The organism is Actinomycetota bacterium, from assembly GCA_005888325.1.
Classification (GTDB): Bacteria; Actinomycetota; Acidimicrobiia; order Acidimicrobiales; family AC-14; genus AC-14.
This window is the reverse complement of record VAWU01000062.1, coordinates 149230-165168: the sequence shown is the minus strand read 5'-3', so window position 1 is coordinate 165168 and position 15939 is coordinate 149230. Positions and strand designations below refer to the sequence as shown.

Sequence of the window (15939 nt, the reverse complement as noted above, 5' to 3'; positions counted from 1 at the left end):
CGAGACCCAGCTGAGGGGCGGCGGCTTCTCGTTCGTCGAGGTGCTCACCATGTGCCCGACCGGCTGGTTCATCCCCACCGCCGACGGCCCCGGCTACATGGACGACACCCTCGGCCAGGTGCACACCATGGGCGAGCTCAAGGCCCGTTGACCCGGCACGACGGCCGCCTCCTCGACGGCCGCCTCCTCGACGGCAGAGTCGCCCTCGTGACCGGGGCGAGCCGTGGCATCGGCCGCAACATCGCGGTCGCGTTAGCCGACGAGGGCGCGGCAGTCGCGGTCGCGGCCCGCAGCGAGGTGGAGGGGAAGCTGCCCGGCACGATCCACTCGGTGGCCGCGCTCATCGCCGAGCGCGGTGGCACCGCGGTACCCGTCGTGTGCGACGTCACCAGCGAGGAATCGGTCGAGGCGGCGGTGGAGGCGACCGTGCGCGAGCTCGGCGCGATCGATGTGCTGGTCGCGAACGCCGGGGTCATGTGGCTGCGGCCCACCCTCGACACGCCGCTCAAGCGTTGGGAGCTCTGCCTTCGGGTGAACCTGACCGGCGTGTTCCTCGTCACCAAGGCGGTGCTGCCGCACGTCATGAAGCAGCCCGCGGGCTCGTTGATCGCCATCACCACCAGTGGGGTGGCCATGACCGACCTCGGTTCCAACGCCTACTGGGTGTCGAAGGCCGGCGTCGAGCGCTACTACGCGGGGCTGGCCAATGAGCTCAAGGACCACAACATCGCGGTGAACTGCCTGGCCCCGACCAAGGTGGTGCTGACCGAGGGGTGGGCGAGCGGCGGCGCGGGCATCGAGGTGCCGCCCGACATGGTCGAGGAGCCCGAGGCGATGGGCCTCGCCGCGGTGCACCTCGCGGCGCAGGACGCGTCCGGCATCACGGGCACCGTCCAGTCGTCGCTGGAGCTGCTCGCGGCACGGGGCAACGGCTGATGGACTTCTCGTACCCCCCCGAGGCCGCCGCGTTCCGAGAGGAGTTCCGCGCCTGGCTCGCGGCCAACCTTCCCGAGGGGCTGGTCGGCCTCGACTGGGCGTCGACGGAGCTCGACTCCGACGAGCTCGAGCGCATGCGCGCGTGGAACCGCAGCCTGGCCGAGGCCGGCTACGCCGCCATCGCCTGGCCGGAGGAGTACGGCGGCCGGGGCGCCGGCGTGATGGAACAGGTGGTGTTCGCGGAGGAGATGAGCAAGGCCGACGCCCCGGGCACCCTCAACCCGCTCGGCATCAGCAACATCGCCCCCGCCATCATGCAGTGGGGCACCGCCGAGCAGAAGCGTGGCTTTCTCCCACGCATGCTGCGCGGCGACGACATCTGGTGCCAGGGCTTCTCCGAGCCCAACGCGGGGTCCGACCTCGCATCGCTGCGCACGCGCGCGGTGCTCGACGGCGACACCTTCGTCATCAACGGCCAGAAGGTGTGGAACACGCTGGGCCACCTGGCGAACTGGTGCGAGCTGCTGGTGCGCACCGACCCCGAGGTCCCCAAGCACGCCGGCATCTCGTGCCTGCTCGTCGACATGACGCTGCCCGGCGTGGAAGTCCGCCCGCTCGTGACGATCACCGGCGAGCGGGAGTTCAACGAGATCTTCTTCGACGACGTGCGCGTGCCGCGTGACGCGCTGTTGGGACCGCTGAACGAGGGCTGGAAGGTGGCGATGACGACCCTCGCGTACGAGCGTGGCGGTGTGGCCGCACTCCACCTGCGCGTTCGCAAGAAGGTCCAGCGCCTGCTCGAGCTGGCCCGCACGACCAACGTCGACACGGGCGGTCGCACCGCGGCCGACGTGCCGGCTGTGCGCCAGGCGCTCGCGCGCGTGTACCTCGAAGCCGAGTACCTCAAGCTGCTCTCCGATCGCGCCATCTCGGGCGAGCTCCACGGCCGGCCGCTCGGTCCCGAGTCGTCGCTCGCCAAGCTGGCGTGGAGCGACGTCGAGAACCGCATCGCCGAAGCGGCCGGCGAGGTGCTCGGTCCCGCCGCCAACACCGGCGCATGGGGCCGCGACCGCGTCTACGTGCGGGCGCTGTCGATCGCGGGTGGCACCACCCAGGTCAACAAGAACATCATCGCCCAGCGCGTCCTGGGCCTCCCCCGCTCCTGACGAGGACGGAGCCGGCATTCTTGTCGCGCTCAACCACCGTAGCGGTGGTTGAGCGCACCGAAAACCGGTGGCTGGCCGAGCGGCAGACTGACGTGACATGAACGCGGTCCTCGTTCGTCTTCGCTCCGAGCTCCGGTCCCGGTGGCGAGCGTGGCTCGGCCTGGCCCTGCTCCTCGGGCTGGCCGGCGGCGGCGCCACGGCGGCCGGCGCGGGCGCGAGGCGAACCGCGAGCGCGTACCCCAGGTTCGTGACGGCGCAGAAGGGCTTCGACCTGCTGACCGGCGGGTTTCCGGACAACATCGATCCCGACAAGGCGCTCGCCACGATCGAGCGCTTCCCCGTCGTCAAGGAGTGGGCGAGGGCGGACGTCGTGGCAGACGCGGGCATCCTCCCGGACGGGAACGAGCTCACCGTGCCACAACTGGCGGCGGTGGCCGATCTCCACGGACGGGGGGGGATACAGATCAACCGCTTCAAGGTCCTGTCCGGTCGGCTCTTCGACCTGAAGGCTCCGGACGAGGCGGTCGTCGACTTCGGCGTGGCGGAGCGATACCGGCTCGAGATCGGATCTGTCATCCGGCTGGTGGTTGGAAATCCCTTCGGGCCGAACGGGGGGTTCGCGCCGCATCCGAAGCTCTCCAGCGTGAGGGTCGTCGGGATCGTGGCGAGCCCGGGCAACTTCCCGGCGGTTGGAATCTCCTCCTTCTTCAGCGTGATCTACGTGACGCCCGCGTTCGCGCACGCGAACCACGTCACGCCGAACCCCCCGGACTCGTCACTGATCATCCGCCTCCGCCGCGGCTCGGCCGACCTCGACACGTTCTCTCGGGAGATGACCAAGGCCGGACTCGGCGCAGTCGACGTCCCCATCATCGAGAAGGTACAGACGGTGGGAATCCAAAAGTCGATGCGGTTCGAGTCCCAGGCTCTCTGGGCCATGGCCGCGCTCATCGGCTTGGTGGCCCTGGCCATCCTGAGCCAAGCACTTGCCCGGCAGACCTACCTCGATTCTGTCGAGCTTCCGACCCTTCGAGCGATCGGGATGTCCCGCCGTCAGCTGTTCGGGCTCGGCATCTCGCGGGCCACCGTCATCGGACTCGTTGCCGCGGTCGCATCTGTTCTCGTGGCCATCCTGCTCTCCCCGCTCACCCCGGTAGGGCTGGCAAGGCTCGCGGAGCCCCATCCCGGCGTCTGGATCGACGGTCTGGTCCTCATGACAGGGGCGGCCCTGGTCTCTCTGCTGACGGTGGCGGCGTCGGCGCTTCCCGCACTGACCGCGGCGCGCTCGTCCGCCGGCTCGTCGAACCACGAGTCACACCGCGGGCACCGCTCGATGCTCGCCGGAGCCCTGGGGCGAACCTCCTCCTCGCCCGTGATGGGCGCGGGCCTACGGATGGCACTCGAGCCCGGTCGGGGGCGCACCGCGGTCCCAATCCGCTCGGCCATCTTCGGAGCAGCCCTCTCGATCGTTGCGCTGACCGCCTCGCTCGTGTTCGCCACCAGCCTCAACCACGTGCTGGAGACCCCCAGCTTGTCGGGCTTCACCTGGGATGCCTTCGTGGCGGTCGACGATCCCACGGCCGCCGACCCGGCGGAGTCCGCGCTGCGGACGGACAGACACGTCGCCGGCTTCGGGCGAGGTGGCTACATCAACGTGAAGGTGGGGAGCGCTTCGGTGTTCGGCGTCGTCATCGATCGGCCCGGCCCGGCCGGCCAGGTGATCGCCGAGGGCCGGCGTCCGTCCGCGGCCGATGAGGTCGCGCTCGGCATCGCCACCATGCGAGCGACCCACACGTCGATCGGCGACAGGGTCCAGGTCGTGTCGGAAGACTCGGAAGGAAGCCCTCGATCGGTCCGCATGACGATCGTCGGGCGGGCCATCATCCCTCCGTCACCGTTCGGGGTCTCCAGGCCGGGCGAGGGCGTCGCACTCTCGACCGCAGGATGGTTCCGAATCGATCCAGGGGCCCGGCAACAGATCGGCGGGGCTCCTTTCCTCGTGCGGTTCGCCCCCGGCGTCTCAGAGGATGCCGGACTCGCCGCGATGCGAAGGGACGTTCCCACCGGGTTCATCGTGCCGGCCGAACGTCCCGGCGACGTGAGCAGCCTCTCTCGCATCTCCGACGTCCCCGTCCTGCTTGCAGGCCTGCTGGCCGTCTTGGCGATCGGAACGCTGGCTCACACGCTGATCACGGGCATCAGGAGACGCCGCCGCGACCTGGCCATCCTGAAGACGCTCGGGTTCGTCCGTGGACAGATCCGCGGCGCGATCGCGTGGCAGGCAACAACCCTCACGGTGCTCGCGTTCGTCATCGGTCTCCCCCTGGGGATCGCGGTGGGCCGACGGTCCTGGGGGCTCTTCGCCGACCAGCTGGGCGTTCTTCCGGACCCCGTCGTGCCGCTGCTCGCAATCCTGATCGCAGGGCCGTCCGCGCTGCTGCTGGCGAACCTCATCGCCGTCTTGCCGGGCCGCTCTGCGGCACGAACACGCGCTGCGCTCCTGCTCAGGAACGAGTGATGGGCGGGGCCACCGAGCGCACGTGATGCGTCCGCCGCCCCGACGACCGGGCTCTCCTCGGGGCGTTTCTCGTCGCGCTCAACCACCGTCACGGTGGTTGAGCGCGACACGAAGACGATGGGGCCGGAATCAGGAGAGGCCGACGAAGACCGTCTTGAGCTCGGTGAACGCTTCGATGGCGGGCCAGCCGCCCTCGCGGCCGAGGCCCGAGGTCTTGAAGCCGCCGAAGGGGGCGTTGGGGGCCACGGCGAACTCGTTGATGCCGATGGTCCCGGCGCGCAGGGCGCGGGCGACCCGGAACGCCTTCTTGATGTCGGACGTGTAAACACCTCCGCCGAGGCCATAGGGCGAGTCGTTCGCGATGCGGACGGCCTCGTCCTCGTCGGTGAACGGCATGACCGAGAGCACCGGCCCGAAGATCTCCTCACGCGCGATCGCCCACTGGTTGTCGACGTCGGCGAACAGCGTCGGGTTCACGTAGTTGCCCGCGGCCAGGTCGCCGGCCGGGCGGTCGCCGCCGACGACCAACCTGGCGCCGGACACGCGGCCGCTCTCGATGTAACCCATGACCCGCTCGAGCTGGCGGGGGTTGATGATCGGGCCCGACGTGGTCTCGTACGAGAACGGGTCGCCGTACCTCACCATCGGCACGAGCGCGGCGGCGGCGTTGATGAAGTCGTCGTAGACCTCCTTCTGCACCAGCGCCCGGCTCTGGATCACGCATCCCTGGCCGGACATGCCCATCGACACCATGCCCATCGCGGTCATCGCCGCCAGGCCCACGTCGGGCGCGTCGGCGAAGTTGACGCTGGCGCTCTTGCCCCCCAGCTCGAGCGACACCCGCTTGAGCCCGTCGCCGCTCACCGAGAGGATGTGCTGGCCCACGGCCCGGCTCCCGGTGAAGCTGATCTTGTCGATCCCGGGATGGGTGACCAGCGCCTCGCCGGTGGTCTGGCCGGGGCCGGGAACCACGTTGAGCACACCGGGAGGCAGGCCCACCTCCTCGAAGACCTCGGTGAGGCGCAGGATCGCGAGTGCGGCGTACTCCGACGGCTTCACGACCACGGTGCAGCCGGTGGCCAGCGCGGGCGCCACCTTCTGGGCGAACAGGAACAGCGGCGCGTTCCACGGGATGATCGCCGCGACCACCCCGACCGGCTCGCGGAAGGTGAGGGTCATCAGCTCATTCCCCGTGTACGGAGGGATCGTGTCGCCCATGATCTTGTCGATCCAGCCCGCGTGGTGGTCGAAGATGTCGGCCGCGATCTGCGGCCCGACCTGGTACATGGTGTTGAACGCCACGGGGATGGCGTTGTCGAGCACCTGCAGCTCACCCAGCTCGTCCTTGTGTTCGTAGACGAGACCGACCAGCTTCTGCATGAGCGCCTTGCGCTCGCGCGCCTTCATGCGCGGCCAAGGCCCCTCGTCGAACGCGCGTCGGGCGGCCGCGACCGCCCGGTCGATGTCGGCCGCGGTGCCGATCGCGAACGTGGCGATCTCCTCGTTGGCCGCAGGGTTCACGTGGGTCCACGTGCCGCCGTCCGACGCATCGCACCACGTGCCGTCGATGTAGAGCTGGCCGCGCTTCACGCCGAGCTCGTCCCGCTTCGGCAACACCGAGATCGCCATCGTCCGCTCCTTCGCTAGCGCTTCAACAGGTTGACGTTGCCGTCGCCGGCAACCAGGTCGACGTTCGCTCCCACCAGCTCGGTCGCCTCCGCCTCCGCGATCAGCGCCGGGTCGCTGATTCGCGCGTAGGCGCGTTCACCCGACCCGCCGGGGAGGTCGCACACTGCGAGCCCCCACTCCGCGTCGCCCCCGCGCCCGTGCGCCACCGTGTATGCGGCAACCGTCGCGGGGCCCGCGTAGGTGTCGCGGATCGGACGGGCAACTGCGGTCCGCGGGGGGGTCGGGGGCGAAACCTCCCCCGGTGTCGTCGAGTACACCCCGAACACGTGCTTCGTCATGTGCATGCCGACGCCGCTCACCAGCCCGATCGCCCCCTGGTCCTCACGGAGGACGTCGGTCATGGTGGCGATGCTGTGCATCATGTAGTCGCTGCCCGCCCCACCCGCGAAGGGCAGGCCCCCCGTGACCGTGATCGCCCGACCGTCGTCATCGCCCATGCCCAGCGCGTCGCGCGCGAAGTTCACGGAGCTGGCGAAGCAGCTGTAGAGGTCGAGGTGGGCCACGTCGTCGATGCCGGCGCCGGCGCACCGCAGCGCCTCCGCAGAGGCGGCCCCCATCGCGGGCGAGCGCCACATCTCGTCGTGCTCGGCCACGTAGACAGGGTCGGTGGCGTAGCACCAACCCCGCAGGTAGACGCGTCGCTCGCGCGGCACCCCGAGCGCGTCGGCCGCCGATTCCGACGCCACGATCACCGCGGCGGCCATGTCGACGTCCATGATCGACACCATGTACTTCGTGTACGGGTAGCCCACCATGCGGTTCTCGGGCGTGGCGGCGATGAGCTCCGCGGGCGAGCGCCGCTGACGGAACCACGCGTGCTCGTTGCGCGCCGCGATCTCGGTCATCGGTGCCATCAGCTCGCCCAGCCCGCGGCGGTACTCGTCGGGCGCGACCCCGAGGTGCGCGCGCCGGGCGACGTCCCACACCGCGAACGTGAGCCAGGCCTGGAAGACCTCGTGCGCGACCTCGGCAGGGTGGAAGGGCGCCTCGAAGGGGAACGGCTTTCTCTCAGGGTCGCGGAAGCTCCACTCGGGTCGTTGGCCGAGCTTCTTCAGCCGCCGCCGGGTCTCGAGCGCCTCGGCTCCGGTGATCACCGCCACGTCGCACTCCCCGCGCAACACCGCCGCCGCCGCGTCCTGCACGAGCACCTGAGGCGTCGTGCCACCGATGCCCGAGTAGAGAAGGTGGCGGGGGTCGATGCCGAGGCGATCCGCCAGCCGTCGGGGCGGGTCGTCGTACTGCCAGCTCTGGCAGAAGACGACCTGGAGGCTGTCGGCGGCCGCGAGCACCCGCCCCACGTCGCCCACACCCGTGTCGCGCGCGGCCGCGTCGCAGACCTCGGCCCACAGCTCCAGCGGCTCCGGTGAGCTCCCGTCGCGCTGTGTGCGTTGCCCGACGCCGATGATGCACGGCGGCCCGCTCACGACCTCATCGCCCCTGCCAGTTCGGCGTGCGCTTCTCGGCGAACGCCTTGGGGCCCTCCTTGGCGTCCTCGCTCTGGAACACCATGCTGCTGATCTCCTGCTCGAGCTTGTAGGCGTCGTCGAGCGGGAGCGCGAGGCAACGCAGCACGCTCTCCTTGGTGGCCTGCACCGCGAGCGGCGCGGGCCATGGTGTACGCCGCGTCGAGCAGGTCCTCCGGCGGCACGATCTGGTTGACCAGACCCATCTCCCATGCCCGCTGGGCGTCGATGCGGTCGGCGGTGAGCAGGAACTCCATCGCTGCGGGGAAGGGGATCTGACGGGGAAGGCGCACGGTCGTGCCGCCGCCCGCGAAGAGGCCCCGCTTCGGCTCCATCACCGCGAAGCTGGCGTCGGGCGACGCGATGCGGATGTCGATGCCACCCAACATCTCCATGCCCCCGGCCACGCAGAAGCCGTTGATGGCCCCGATGATGGGCTTGTAGATCTTGACGTTGCGCAGCACCGCATAGGTGCCGTCGGAGAGCTTGCAACCGTCGATCTCGGTGATCTCGCCGGTCGCGATCTTGCGCTGCAGGTCGGTGACCTGCGGTATGTACGTCTTGAGGTCGGCGCCCACGCAGAACGACTCGCCGACGCCGGTGACGATCGCGACCCAGGCGTCGGGGTCGTCCTTGAACCGCCGCCACGCCCCGGCCAGGTCGCGGAAGTGGTACATGTCCAGCGCGTTGCGCGGCGGACGGTCGATCGTGATGAGGACGATGTGCCCGTCGTCCTTCTCGTAGTGGATCGGCATCCCTGACATGGTAGTCAGGGAACGCGCGAACCGGGCCCGAGCCATCGTGCTCATCCCACGGCGACGGCAGCTCGACGATCCCGCCGACATTCGTCACTAATATCCCTGCCCTCATGTCACGCGCGGCCACGGATCGGACGTCCGACGCGCGCGTTGCAAGCGGGTCTCACGGCTCGTCGCGCCGGGCCCGGTCTCGGTTGCGAGGGCTGGTGCGGGATCTCGACGGCGTCCTCCTGCTCGCGATCGCGGCGGGTGGCGCCCTGCGGTTCTGGCGCCTGGGGGCGCAGAGTCTCTGGTACGACGAGTGGCTCACCACAAGAGCCGTCGCGGGAACGTTGCGCGATCTCCTGCACCACGTGGGGAGCCGTGAGGGGATCGCGCCGACCTACTTCCTCGGCATGTGGGGATGGGTGCGCGTGTTCGGCGATGGTGAGACCGCCCTCCGGGCGGTCTCCGCGCTGATCGGCACCGCGACGGTCCCGGTCGCCTATGCCATCGCGCGGGAGCTGGGGCAGCGCCGCGCCGGCGCGCGCGTCGCCGCGTCCCTCGTGGCCGTCAGTCCAATGCTCGTGTGGTACTCACAGGAGGCGCGGCCCTACAGCCTCGTCGCGTTCATTGGTGCGCTGTCGTTCCTGGCGTTCGCCCGCGTCCAAAACCGCGGCCGGCGCCGCGACTTCGTCTCGTGGGCGCTGATCTGCGCGTGCACGATCGCCATCCATTACTTCGCGGTCTTCATCGTGGCGGCGGAGGCCATTGGCCTCCTGCTGTCGCGACCGCGAGAACGCCGGCAGGTTCTCTTGAGCTGCCTGCCCGGTGCGGTGGTGCTCGCGGCTCTCGTACCGATGGCGGTCGCGCAGTACGGGCACGCCGCGAACCGCCAGTGGATCTCTGGTTTCGGCCTCGACTACCGGCTGCGTGAAGCGGGCCGGTCCTCACTGGTCGGCCCGAACCCGCTGAGCGGCCGACTGTGGATCGCCGCCGCGATCGTCGTCCTCATCTCGGTGCTGCTGCTGATCACCCGGGCGGACCGCAACGAACGGTCGGCCGCTGTGGTCGCGGCCGCCGTCGGTGGTGTTGCGGTGCTGCTGCCCCTCGGAGCCGTCCTGGTGGGGGTCGACGTCGTCCTGAGCCGGTATCTCGTCGCGTCTCTTGTACCGCTCGTCGTGGCAGTCTCGATCGGCCTCACCGTGTGCGGCACGCGCTGGGTGGGTGGTGGTGCGGCCGCGATCCTGTTTGCAGTGTCACTCGCTGCGGTCGTCGGGGTCGCCCGGGATCCCCAGCTGCAAAAGCCCGATTGGCGTGAGGTCGTCCGCGTGTTCGACACCGGCGGGCCCAACCGCACGCTGCTCTTGAGCACCTCCGGCACGATCGCGAGCCCGTTGCTCTACTACGCCTCGGACGTCCGCGTGCTCGCCGGCGATCAGCGCGTTCGAGTCGACGAGATCGACGTGCTCTCGGTCAAGCCCACCGCGAAGCCGTGCAACCTGCTCGTGGGCCGCGCCTGCGCGATGATCTTCCTCGGTGCTCCGCTCCCGGCGTCGATCGCGGGCGACTTCCGGCTCGAGACTCGGTACCGGCTCCCGCAGTTCACCCTCGACCGCTACCGAGCGGTTCGAACGCAGCATCTCACCAAGGCGCAGCTCGTCGCTCCACAGAATCTTCCCGACTCGCTCGCGTTGCTCACCATGACGAGCGCTCCGTGAGCGATCCGACGGACGGCGGGGGCCGCGTGGGAGTTCAGGTGTCGGTCCTGCTCCCCGCATACAACGAGCGGGAGAACCTCGCAGAGTTGCTGCCTGAGACCCGCGCGGTGCTCGAGCAGACGGGCCTGACCCACGAGATCATCGTCGTCGACGACGGCAGCACCGACGGTACGCGCGAGCTCATGCGTGAGCGCGCGGGCGCGGGCCTCGTCAGCATCCGCTTCCGTCGCAACGCAGGCAAGTCGGCTGCTCTCGACGCCGGGCTGGCACGCGCCCGAGGCGAGTACATCGTGCTGATGGACGCGGACGGCCAGGACGACCCGCGCGAGATCCCGAAGCTCATCGCCGCCCTCGACGGCGGTGACGAGCTCGACCTCGTGACCGGCCGGCGAAGCGTCCGCCACGACCGGGTGATCAAACGCACCACCTCCCGGCTGTACAACCGGGCGACGAGCCTGGTGACCGGGGTGTCGGCCCGCGACTTCAACAGCGGCCTGAAGGTGATGCGACGCGAGCTGGCCGAGGGGCTCGAGCTCTACGGCGAGCTGCACCGGTACATCCCGGTGCTGGCGCACTGGCGCGGCTTCCGGGTCGGCGAGGTCGACGTCGACCATCACGCCCGGCGACACGGTGAGTCGAAGTTCGGGCGGGCCCGCTTCTGGCGGGGGTTCCTCGACCTCATCACGGTGAAGTTCCTGACCACCTACACCGGCCGTCCCTTCCATCTCTTCGGTGGGATCGGCATGCTCACCGGCCTGGTCGGGTCGGGGCTGCTGGGTTGGATGCTCGTCGAGCGCATCCAAGGCCACCAGATCGGAACCCGCCCCGCGCTTCTGACCGGCGTCCTGCTCGTCGTCGTGGCCATCCAGATGCTGATGGTCGGGTTGCTCGCGGAGCTCAGCGTGCACCTACGACGACGCAGCGACGTCGGGGCCGGTATCGAGATCGAGCAGCCCTGACATGGGATCGCGCCGGCCGATCGGTCTGGCCCCGGGCGTGCCGCGCGACGCAGCCGGCCAGGACGCGGCCAAGTACGGCTCCACCAATCCCGTGGTGCGGCGCCTGCTCGACCGGTGGACGGGCCGCCTGCGTACCGTGATCGGTCCGGTCACGGGAACCGTGCTCGACATCGGCGTCGGCGAGGGTCTCTGCCTCGCGCGGGTGCTGGCCGGTGCAGGCGTGACGCCCGCACGCATCGCGGGTGTCGAGTACCGGTTCGACAAGGCCCGTGTGGCCGCCGCGCTTCGTGGGGTCGACGTGACCGTCGGAGACGCCGGCATGGTGCCGTTCCCCGACGGGGTGGCCGGGCTCGTCCTGTGCGTCGAGGTGCTCGAGCACCTCCCGACGATCGAGCCGGCGGTGGCCGAGCTGGCGCGCGTCACATCGCCGGCCGGCGGGCGCTGCGTGGTGTCGGTCCCGTGGGAGCCATGGTTCCGTCTGGGCAACCTCGGTCGGGGCAAGAACGTGCGGCGCGGTGGCAACGACCCCGAGCACCTGCGCTGGTTCACCTCGCCGAGACTGCGCGCCGCGCTCGAGCCACACTTCCACCACGTGCAAGTCGTCCCGGCCTTCCCATGGCTCGTCGCCGAGGCGCGCGGGCCGAGGCGCGCCTACTGAGGCAGCCTCACAGCTCACCGGGGAGCGCCATCCGCAGCAACTGGGCGCGATCGACCAGGAAGAGGCGGATCCGCAGGGTCGTGCGAGGCGTCCAGTCGTCGGGAGCGGTGTCGAGCGTGCGCTCGATCAGCCGCGGGTCGAGCCGCGGTGACTCGATCGGGTGATCGCGGAGGAACTCCAGCACCGGCCGGATCAGCGTGCGGGCCGGGTCGTTCGAGAGCTTGCCGAGCCCGAAGGCGAGCACGAGTTGAAGGTGGCGGTCGCGTACCTCATTCATCGCTCGCTCCGCGGCATGACCCACCCGGACGGGGCCGCCGGACCGCGCCTGCGCGAGCAGCTTGCGGTACGCGGTCACGTCGAACCGGGGCTGCACGTTGACATCGGCCACCAGGCGCCCGGGCAACTTGGCGGCGGGGAGCCCGCTGGACGCCGCGAGCACGATCCCGCTGTCGACGGTGTCGCGGTCGACGAGACGGCCGTCGTTGACGAAGTGCCGGGTGCTCAGCGTGTGCCGGACGTCGAGGCCGCGTTCGGCGAGCGCGAAGGCGAGAGCCTCGTGGTAGGTGAAATATTCCGGCTCGTCGCGACCGAAGAGGATCGTCTGGGCACCGAGCTCGTTGCGGTGCGCGAGCACCGCGTCGGTGAGGCGATCGACGAAGCGACTCTCGATGAACCCATGCGCCGCGGTGAGCTTGCTCGAGGGGCGGTCGAGGATCGGGTTCAAGCCTGCCGGCACCACGATCGCCACGAGCGCGAGCGCGACCAGCGCGGGGACGGCCGCGCGACCATGGCCGAGGCTGGTGCGCCGCGCCAGCTCGAGCGCTCCCAACCCCAACACGAGCCAGGTGAAGAGGGCGAGCACGAACGACCAGTGGTAGAGGACGAGGCGGCTCTCCTCCAAGCCGACCGGCACCGAGGAGCCGGTGACCAACCCGGCGAGCACCGCCACGCCCACCGCGGCGGCGAGCGCTGCCTGACGCGGGCGTGAACGCCACCACCGGGCGCCCAGCCACGCGACCACCGCGAGGACCGCCGCCGCGGACGGCCACGTGCTCGGCGAGGCGCTGACGGTGAGCGACCGGCCGCTCACACGGGTGTGGCCCAGGAGCGGTGGCAGTCCGAGGGTGTGGACGACCTGACGGAGCGCGGACGCGCCACCCAACGTCGCGCGATCGCTCCCGGCGAACCCGACGAGCCGAGTCAGGTTGCCATCGTTGGTGAACACCTGCTGGAGCAGCACGGGGGCCCACAGCACGAGGCCGACCAGCCCCGCACGAAGGCCCCATCTCGCCCATTGGTGGCGCACCTCCCGCCGACGCCAGCGCCGGCCGCGACGGAGGTACAGGGCGGTGCCGACCGCCGCTCCGGCGGTCAGGACGAGAACGGTCGGGACCACCGACAGGTGCTGTTGCGCGGTGAACGACACGACCGCGACCGTGAGCGGCAACAGCCGCACGTCACCGCAGACGACGCACCACAGGAGCACCGCGGAGCACAGGAGCGGGTAACCGGCCATGCTGGAGCTGACCGGGTCGACGCGCGAGGACGCGCCGGTTGTGAACGTGATCGTCGCGAGCACCACGGCCGCCAGCACGCCGGCGACGGGACCGAGCTGGCGGAAGACCGCCCACGCGGCGACGAGGACGCAACTGCCGACGATGAGGATCGACACGAGGGGCATGCCGACGTCGCCGCCGAGCAACCGGACCGGGGCCGCCAACAGGTAGAAATGGAGCGGGCCGAGATGGTCGACGTTGCGTGTGGCGTCAACGTAGAGCTTCGATGACGACGGCTGGCCGGTCAGCGGCGTGTGCGACGTGCCGACGTCGAGCGCGCGGAGGCCCATGAGCGCGGGATCCGCGGCAGGTGCCCACTCGGGCACGACCCACGCGAACGCGAGGATCGGTGCCAGCGCGAGGGCGAGCGCGAAGGCGAGAGCGACCCACCTGGCGCGCGGGTCGAGGTCCCGGAGCCGGAAAACCGGGTGTGACGCGCGGTCGTTTCCCGCGCGGGGGGACGCGGGGTCGATCGCGTGATCGTTCGTGAGAGCCGTGGCTTCGATGCGGCGCGCGTCTCCTGACTAGGCGAAGAGGAAAGCCCCGCCGTCGACCATGAGGGTCTGGCCAGTGAGGTAGCGGCACGCGTCGGAACAGAGGAAGAGCGCCACGGGTCCGATGTCGTCCTCCGGATCGCCCTGCCGCCCGATCGGGTGCTCGCGGATGAACTGCGCGTACGCCTCCGTGTCGCGCGCGGCCGATTCCTGGCCCCGTTTCGACGCGGCACCGGGGGCGATGCAGTTCACGACGATGCCGTCACGGCCCCACTCGCGCGCGGCCGTGCGCGTCAGCGCGCGAATGGCTTCCTTCGATGCGTTGTAGGCCCCGTAGCCGCGCATGCCGGTGATGCCGGCCGCCGACGCGAAGTTGACGATGCGTCCCCACCCCGCCGCCTGCATGAGCGGATGGACGGCCTGCATGGCCCACAGCGACCCCTTGACGCCGGACGTGTAGAAGATGTCGACGTCGTCCTCGCTGACGGTGGCCATCGGCGCCTGGGGCCGGAACGTCTGCGCGTTGTTGACGAGGGCGTCGACCCGACCGAAGCGCTCGAGCGTCTGCGCGACCATCGCCTCGATCTGCTCGCGCTGCATGATGTCGCAGGCAACCGCGAGTGCGGGTACGCCCAGCTCGGTCAGCTCCGCGACCGTGCGCTCCGCCCGGTGCTCTTTCCATTCCGCGACCACGATGCTGGCCCCGCGCTTGCCGAGGTGGAGCGCGATGCCCCTGCCGATCCCCTGCCCCGCGCCGGTGACGATGACGACCCGTCCCTCGACGCCCTGCCGCTTGACGTCGTGCCTCTCGACCGTGGGCTCGTTCACTCCGGCGGGACACCCTGCCCTGCGAGCGCGCGCCGGTAGGCCTTCGGGAAGAAGGCCCGCCCCACCGCGCTGAGCACCGCCACGGGCGCCGCGTTGATCTCGATGCCCGTTCGGCCCATGCGGTCCAGCACGAGGCCTGCCACCTGCTCCTCGGTGCGACGGGCCGCTCGAGGCGGTGGCTTCATGCCCCGTTCGAGGCCGGCCAGGCCCAAGGGGGTGGGCACCCAACCCGGGTAGAGCACGTGGACGTGCACCCCGCGATCGGCCACCTCGTGGGCGATGCTCTCGGTGAAGGCGGACAGCGCGCCCTTCGAGGCGGCATAGGCGGGGATACCTGCCACCGGGGCGCGCACGCTGTCGGACGACACGTTCACGACGATGCCCGAACCGCGTCGCACCATGCCGGGCACGACCGCGAGGGTGCCGGCGACCGGCCCGAAGAAGTTGACGTCCATCAACCGACGGAAGGTGTCGATGCCGTCGTCGAACGCCGAGGCCGGCTCCGACGCGCCCGCGCAGTTGACGAGGATGTCGATGCGCCGATGCTCGGCCTCTACCGCGGCGAGGGCGGACCGGAACGCGTCAGCGTCGCCAATGTCGCATGCGACGGTCGTGCTCGCGGGCGACACGGCGCAGAGCAACTGCACCACCTCGTCGAGCACCGCCTTGCGCCGCGCCATGCCGACCACCACCGCGCCGCGGCCCGCGAGATCGAGCGCGAGACGACGTCCGATGCCCGACGAGGCGCCCGTCACAACCGCGACCTCACCGTCGAAGCGGCGCAACTCTGACGCAGGCCTCAGCTTCACGGAGGCTCAGGATAGAGTCCCCGCGTGTTCGGGGTCTTCCTCCCCCAGCTCCGCATGTCGTTCGCCACGATCGAGGCCAAGGCGAGGTCGGCCGAGGAGCTGGGCTACCACTCGGTCTGGCTCATGGACCACCTCGCGGCACCGGCGGCGCCCGAGCACGACACGCTCGAGGGCTGGACGCTCGCCGCGGCCTTGGCCGCGCGCACGTCCACCGTCCGGCTCGGTCACCTGGTCACCGCCAACCCGTTCCGGCACCCGGCGCTGCTCGCCAAGATGGCCGCGACCGTCGACGTCGTGAGCGGCGGGCGGCTCGAGCTGGGCCTCGGTTGGGGCTCGCTCGAGGACGAGCTCCTCACGTTCGGGATCGGCGTCGCCCCGCCGCCGATGCGCGCCGCTCAGCTCGGT

12 protein-coding genes and 2 pseudogenes (1 of these 14 only partly in view) are annotated in these 15939 nt (G+C 70.5%); 8 read left to right on the top strand and 6 right to left on the bottom strand.

Going from position 1 to position 15939, the window contains the following annotated elements; genetic code table 11:
* The 4 genes and pseudogenes from E6G06_18390 to E6G06_18375 form a co-directional block, all read left to right on the top strand.
* Window positions 1-151: pseudogene (locus E6G06_18390) on the top strand (hypothetical protein); it begins 600 nt to the left of the window's first position.
* Entirely contained in the window at window positions 148-936 is a 789-nt protein-coding gene (locus E6G06_18385) for an SDR family NAD(P)-dependent oxidoreductase (GenBank protein TML87510.1), read from the top strand. The pseudogene E6G06_18390 and the gene E6G06_18385 overlap by 4 nt, the downstream one beginning before the upstream one ends.
* Window positions 936-2102: an acyl-CoA dehydrogenase gene (locus tag E6G06_18380; GenBank protein ID TML87509.1), complete on the top strand. Its 1167-nt coding sequence runs from the start codon at window positions 936-938 to the stop codon at window positions 2100-2102. Before E6G06_18385 ends, E6G06_18380 begins: the two co-directional genes overlap by 1 nt.
* Before the next feature lie 97 nt (window positions 2103-2199).
* Window positions 2200-4620, top strand: a complete 2421-nt coding sequence (locus E6G06_18375; GenBank protein ID TML87508.1) for an ABC transporter permease — start codon at window positions 2200-2202, stop codon at window positions 4618-4620.
* Window positions 4621-4749: 129 nt separating this feature from the next.
* Here the strand turns inward: E6G06_18375 and E6G06_18370 are convergent, their stop codons facing one another.
* From E6G06_18370 to E6G06_18360, 3 genes and pseudogenes are all read right to left on the bottom strand, one after another.
* Complete coding sequence (locus E6G06_18370; protein TML87507.1) at window positions 4750-6249, bottom strand: aldehyde dehydrogenase family protein; 1500 nt, start codon at window positions 6247-6249, stop codon at window positions 4750-4752.
* Between the two features lie 14 nt (window positions 6250-6263).
* Window positions 6264-7733, bottom strand: coding sequence for an acetyl-CoA synthetase (locus E6G06_18365; GenBank protein TML87506.1), 1470 nt, complete (start codon window positions 7731-7733; stop codon window positions 6264-6266).
* A gap of 4 nt (window positions 7734-7737) precedes the next feature.
* Window positions 7738-8527: pseudogene (locus E6G06_18360) on the bottom strand (carnitinyl-CoA dehydratase).
* A gap of 113 nt (window positions 8528-8640) precedes the next feature.
* Here E6G06_18360 and E6G06_18355 point away from each other — a divergent pair.
* The 3 genes from E6G06_18355 to E6G06_18345 are packed head-to-tail and all read left to right on the top strand — an operon-like array spanning window position 8641 to window position 11847.
* Complete coding sequence (locus E6G06_18355; protein TML87505.1) at window positions 8641-10230, top strand: phospholipid carrier-dependent glycosyltransferase; 1590 nt, start codon at window positions 8641-8643, stop codon at window positions 10228-10230.
* Window positions 10005-11189: a glycosyltransferase family 2 protein gene (locus E6G06_18350; GenBank protein ID TML87504.1), complete on the top strand. Its 1185-nt coding sequence runs from the start codon at window positions 10005-10007 to the stop codon at window positions 11187-11189. The genes E6G06_18355 and E6G06_18350 overlap by 226 nt, the downstream gene beginning before the upstream one ends.
* Window position 11190: 1 nt before the next feature.
* Entirely contained in the window at window positions 11191-11847 is a 657-nt protein-coding gene (locus E6G06_18345; GenBank protein ID TML87503.1) for a class I SAM-dependent methyltransferase, read from the top strand.
* Window positions 11848-11854: 7 nt separating this feature from the next.
* On the opposite strand, the gene E6G06_18340 is transcribed toward E6G06_18345, so the two are convergent.
* From E6G06_18340 to E6G06_18330, 3 genes are all read right to left on the bottom strand, one after another.
* Complete coding sequence (locus E6G06_18340) at window positions 11855-13729, bottom strand: hypothetical protein (protein TML87502.1); 1875 nt, start codon at window positions 13727-13729, stop codon at window positions 11855-11857.
* Window positions 13730-13927: 198 nt separating this feature from the next.
* Window positions 13928-14953 carry an SDR family oxidoreductase gene (locus E6G06_18335; GenBank protein ID TML87501.1) on the bottom strand — a complete coding sequence of 342 codons (1026 nt, stop codon included), beginning with the start codon at window positions 14951-14953 and terminating at the stop codon, window positions 13928-13930.
* On the bottom strand, window positions 14722-15534 hold the full coding sequence (locus tag E6G06_18330) for an SDR family oxidoreductase (GenBank protein ID TML87500.1): 813 nt from the start codon (window positions 15532-15534) through the stop codon (window positions 14722-14724). The genes E6G06_18335 and E6G06_18330 overlap by 232 nt, the downstream gene beginning before the upstream one ends.
* Before the next feature lie 54 nt (window positions 15535-15588).
* Between E6G06_18330 and E6G06_18325 the strand changes: the two genes are divergently transcribed.
* Window positions 15589-15939 (top strand): LLM class flavin-dependent oxidoreductase (locus E6G06_18325; protein ID TML87569.1); only part of this gene is annotated, 351 nt, incomplete at its 3' end.

Bases quoted from the DNA above. Each gene is read 5' to 3' on its own strand.
- E6G06_18375 (TML87508.1), top strand. From the start codon at position 2,200: ATGAACGCGGTCCTCGTTCGTCTTCGCTCCGAGCTCCGGTCCCGGTGG.
- E6G06_18345 (TML87503.1), top strand. From the start codon at position 11,191: ATGGGATCGCGCCGGCCGATCGGTCTGGCCCCGGGCGTGCCGCGCGAC.
- E6G06_18355 (TML87505.1), top strand. From the start codon at position 8,641: ATGTCACGCGCGGCCACGGATCGGACGTCCGACGCGCGCGTTGCAAGC.
- E6G06_18370 (TML87507.1), bottom strand. From the start codon at position 6,249: ATGGCGATCTCGGTGTTGCCGAAGCGGGACGAGCTCGGCGTGAAGCGC.
- E6G06_18380 (TML87509.1), top strand. From the start codon at position 936: ATGGACTTCTCGTACCCCCCCGAGGCCGCCGCGTTCCGAGAGGAGTTC.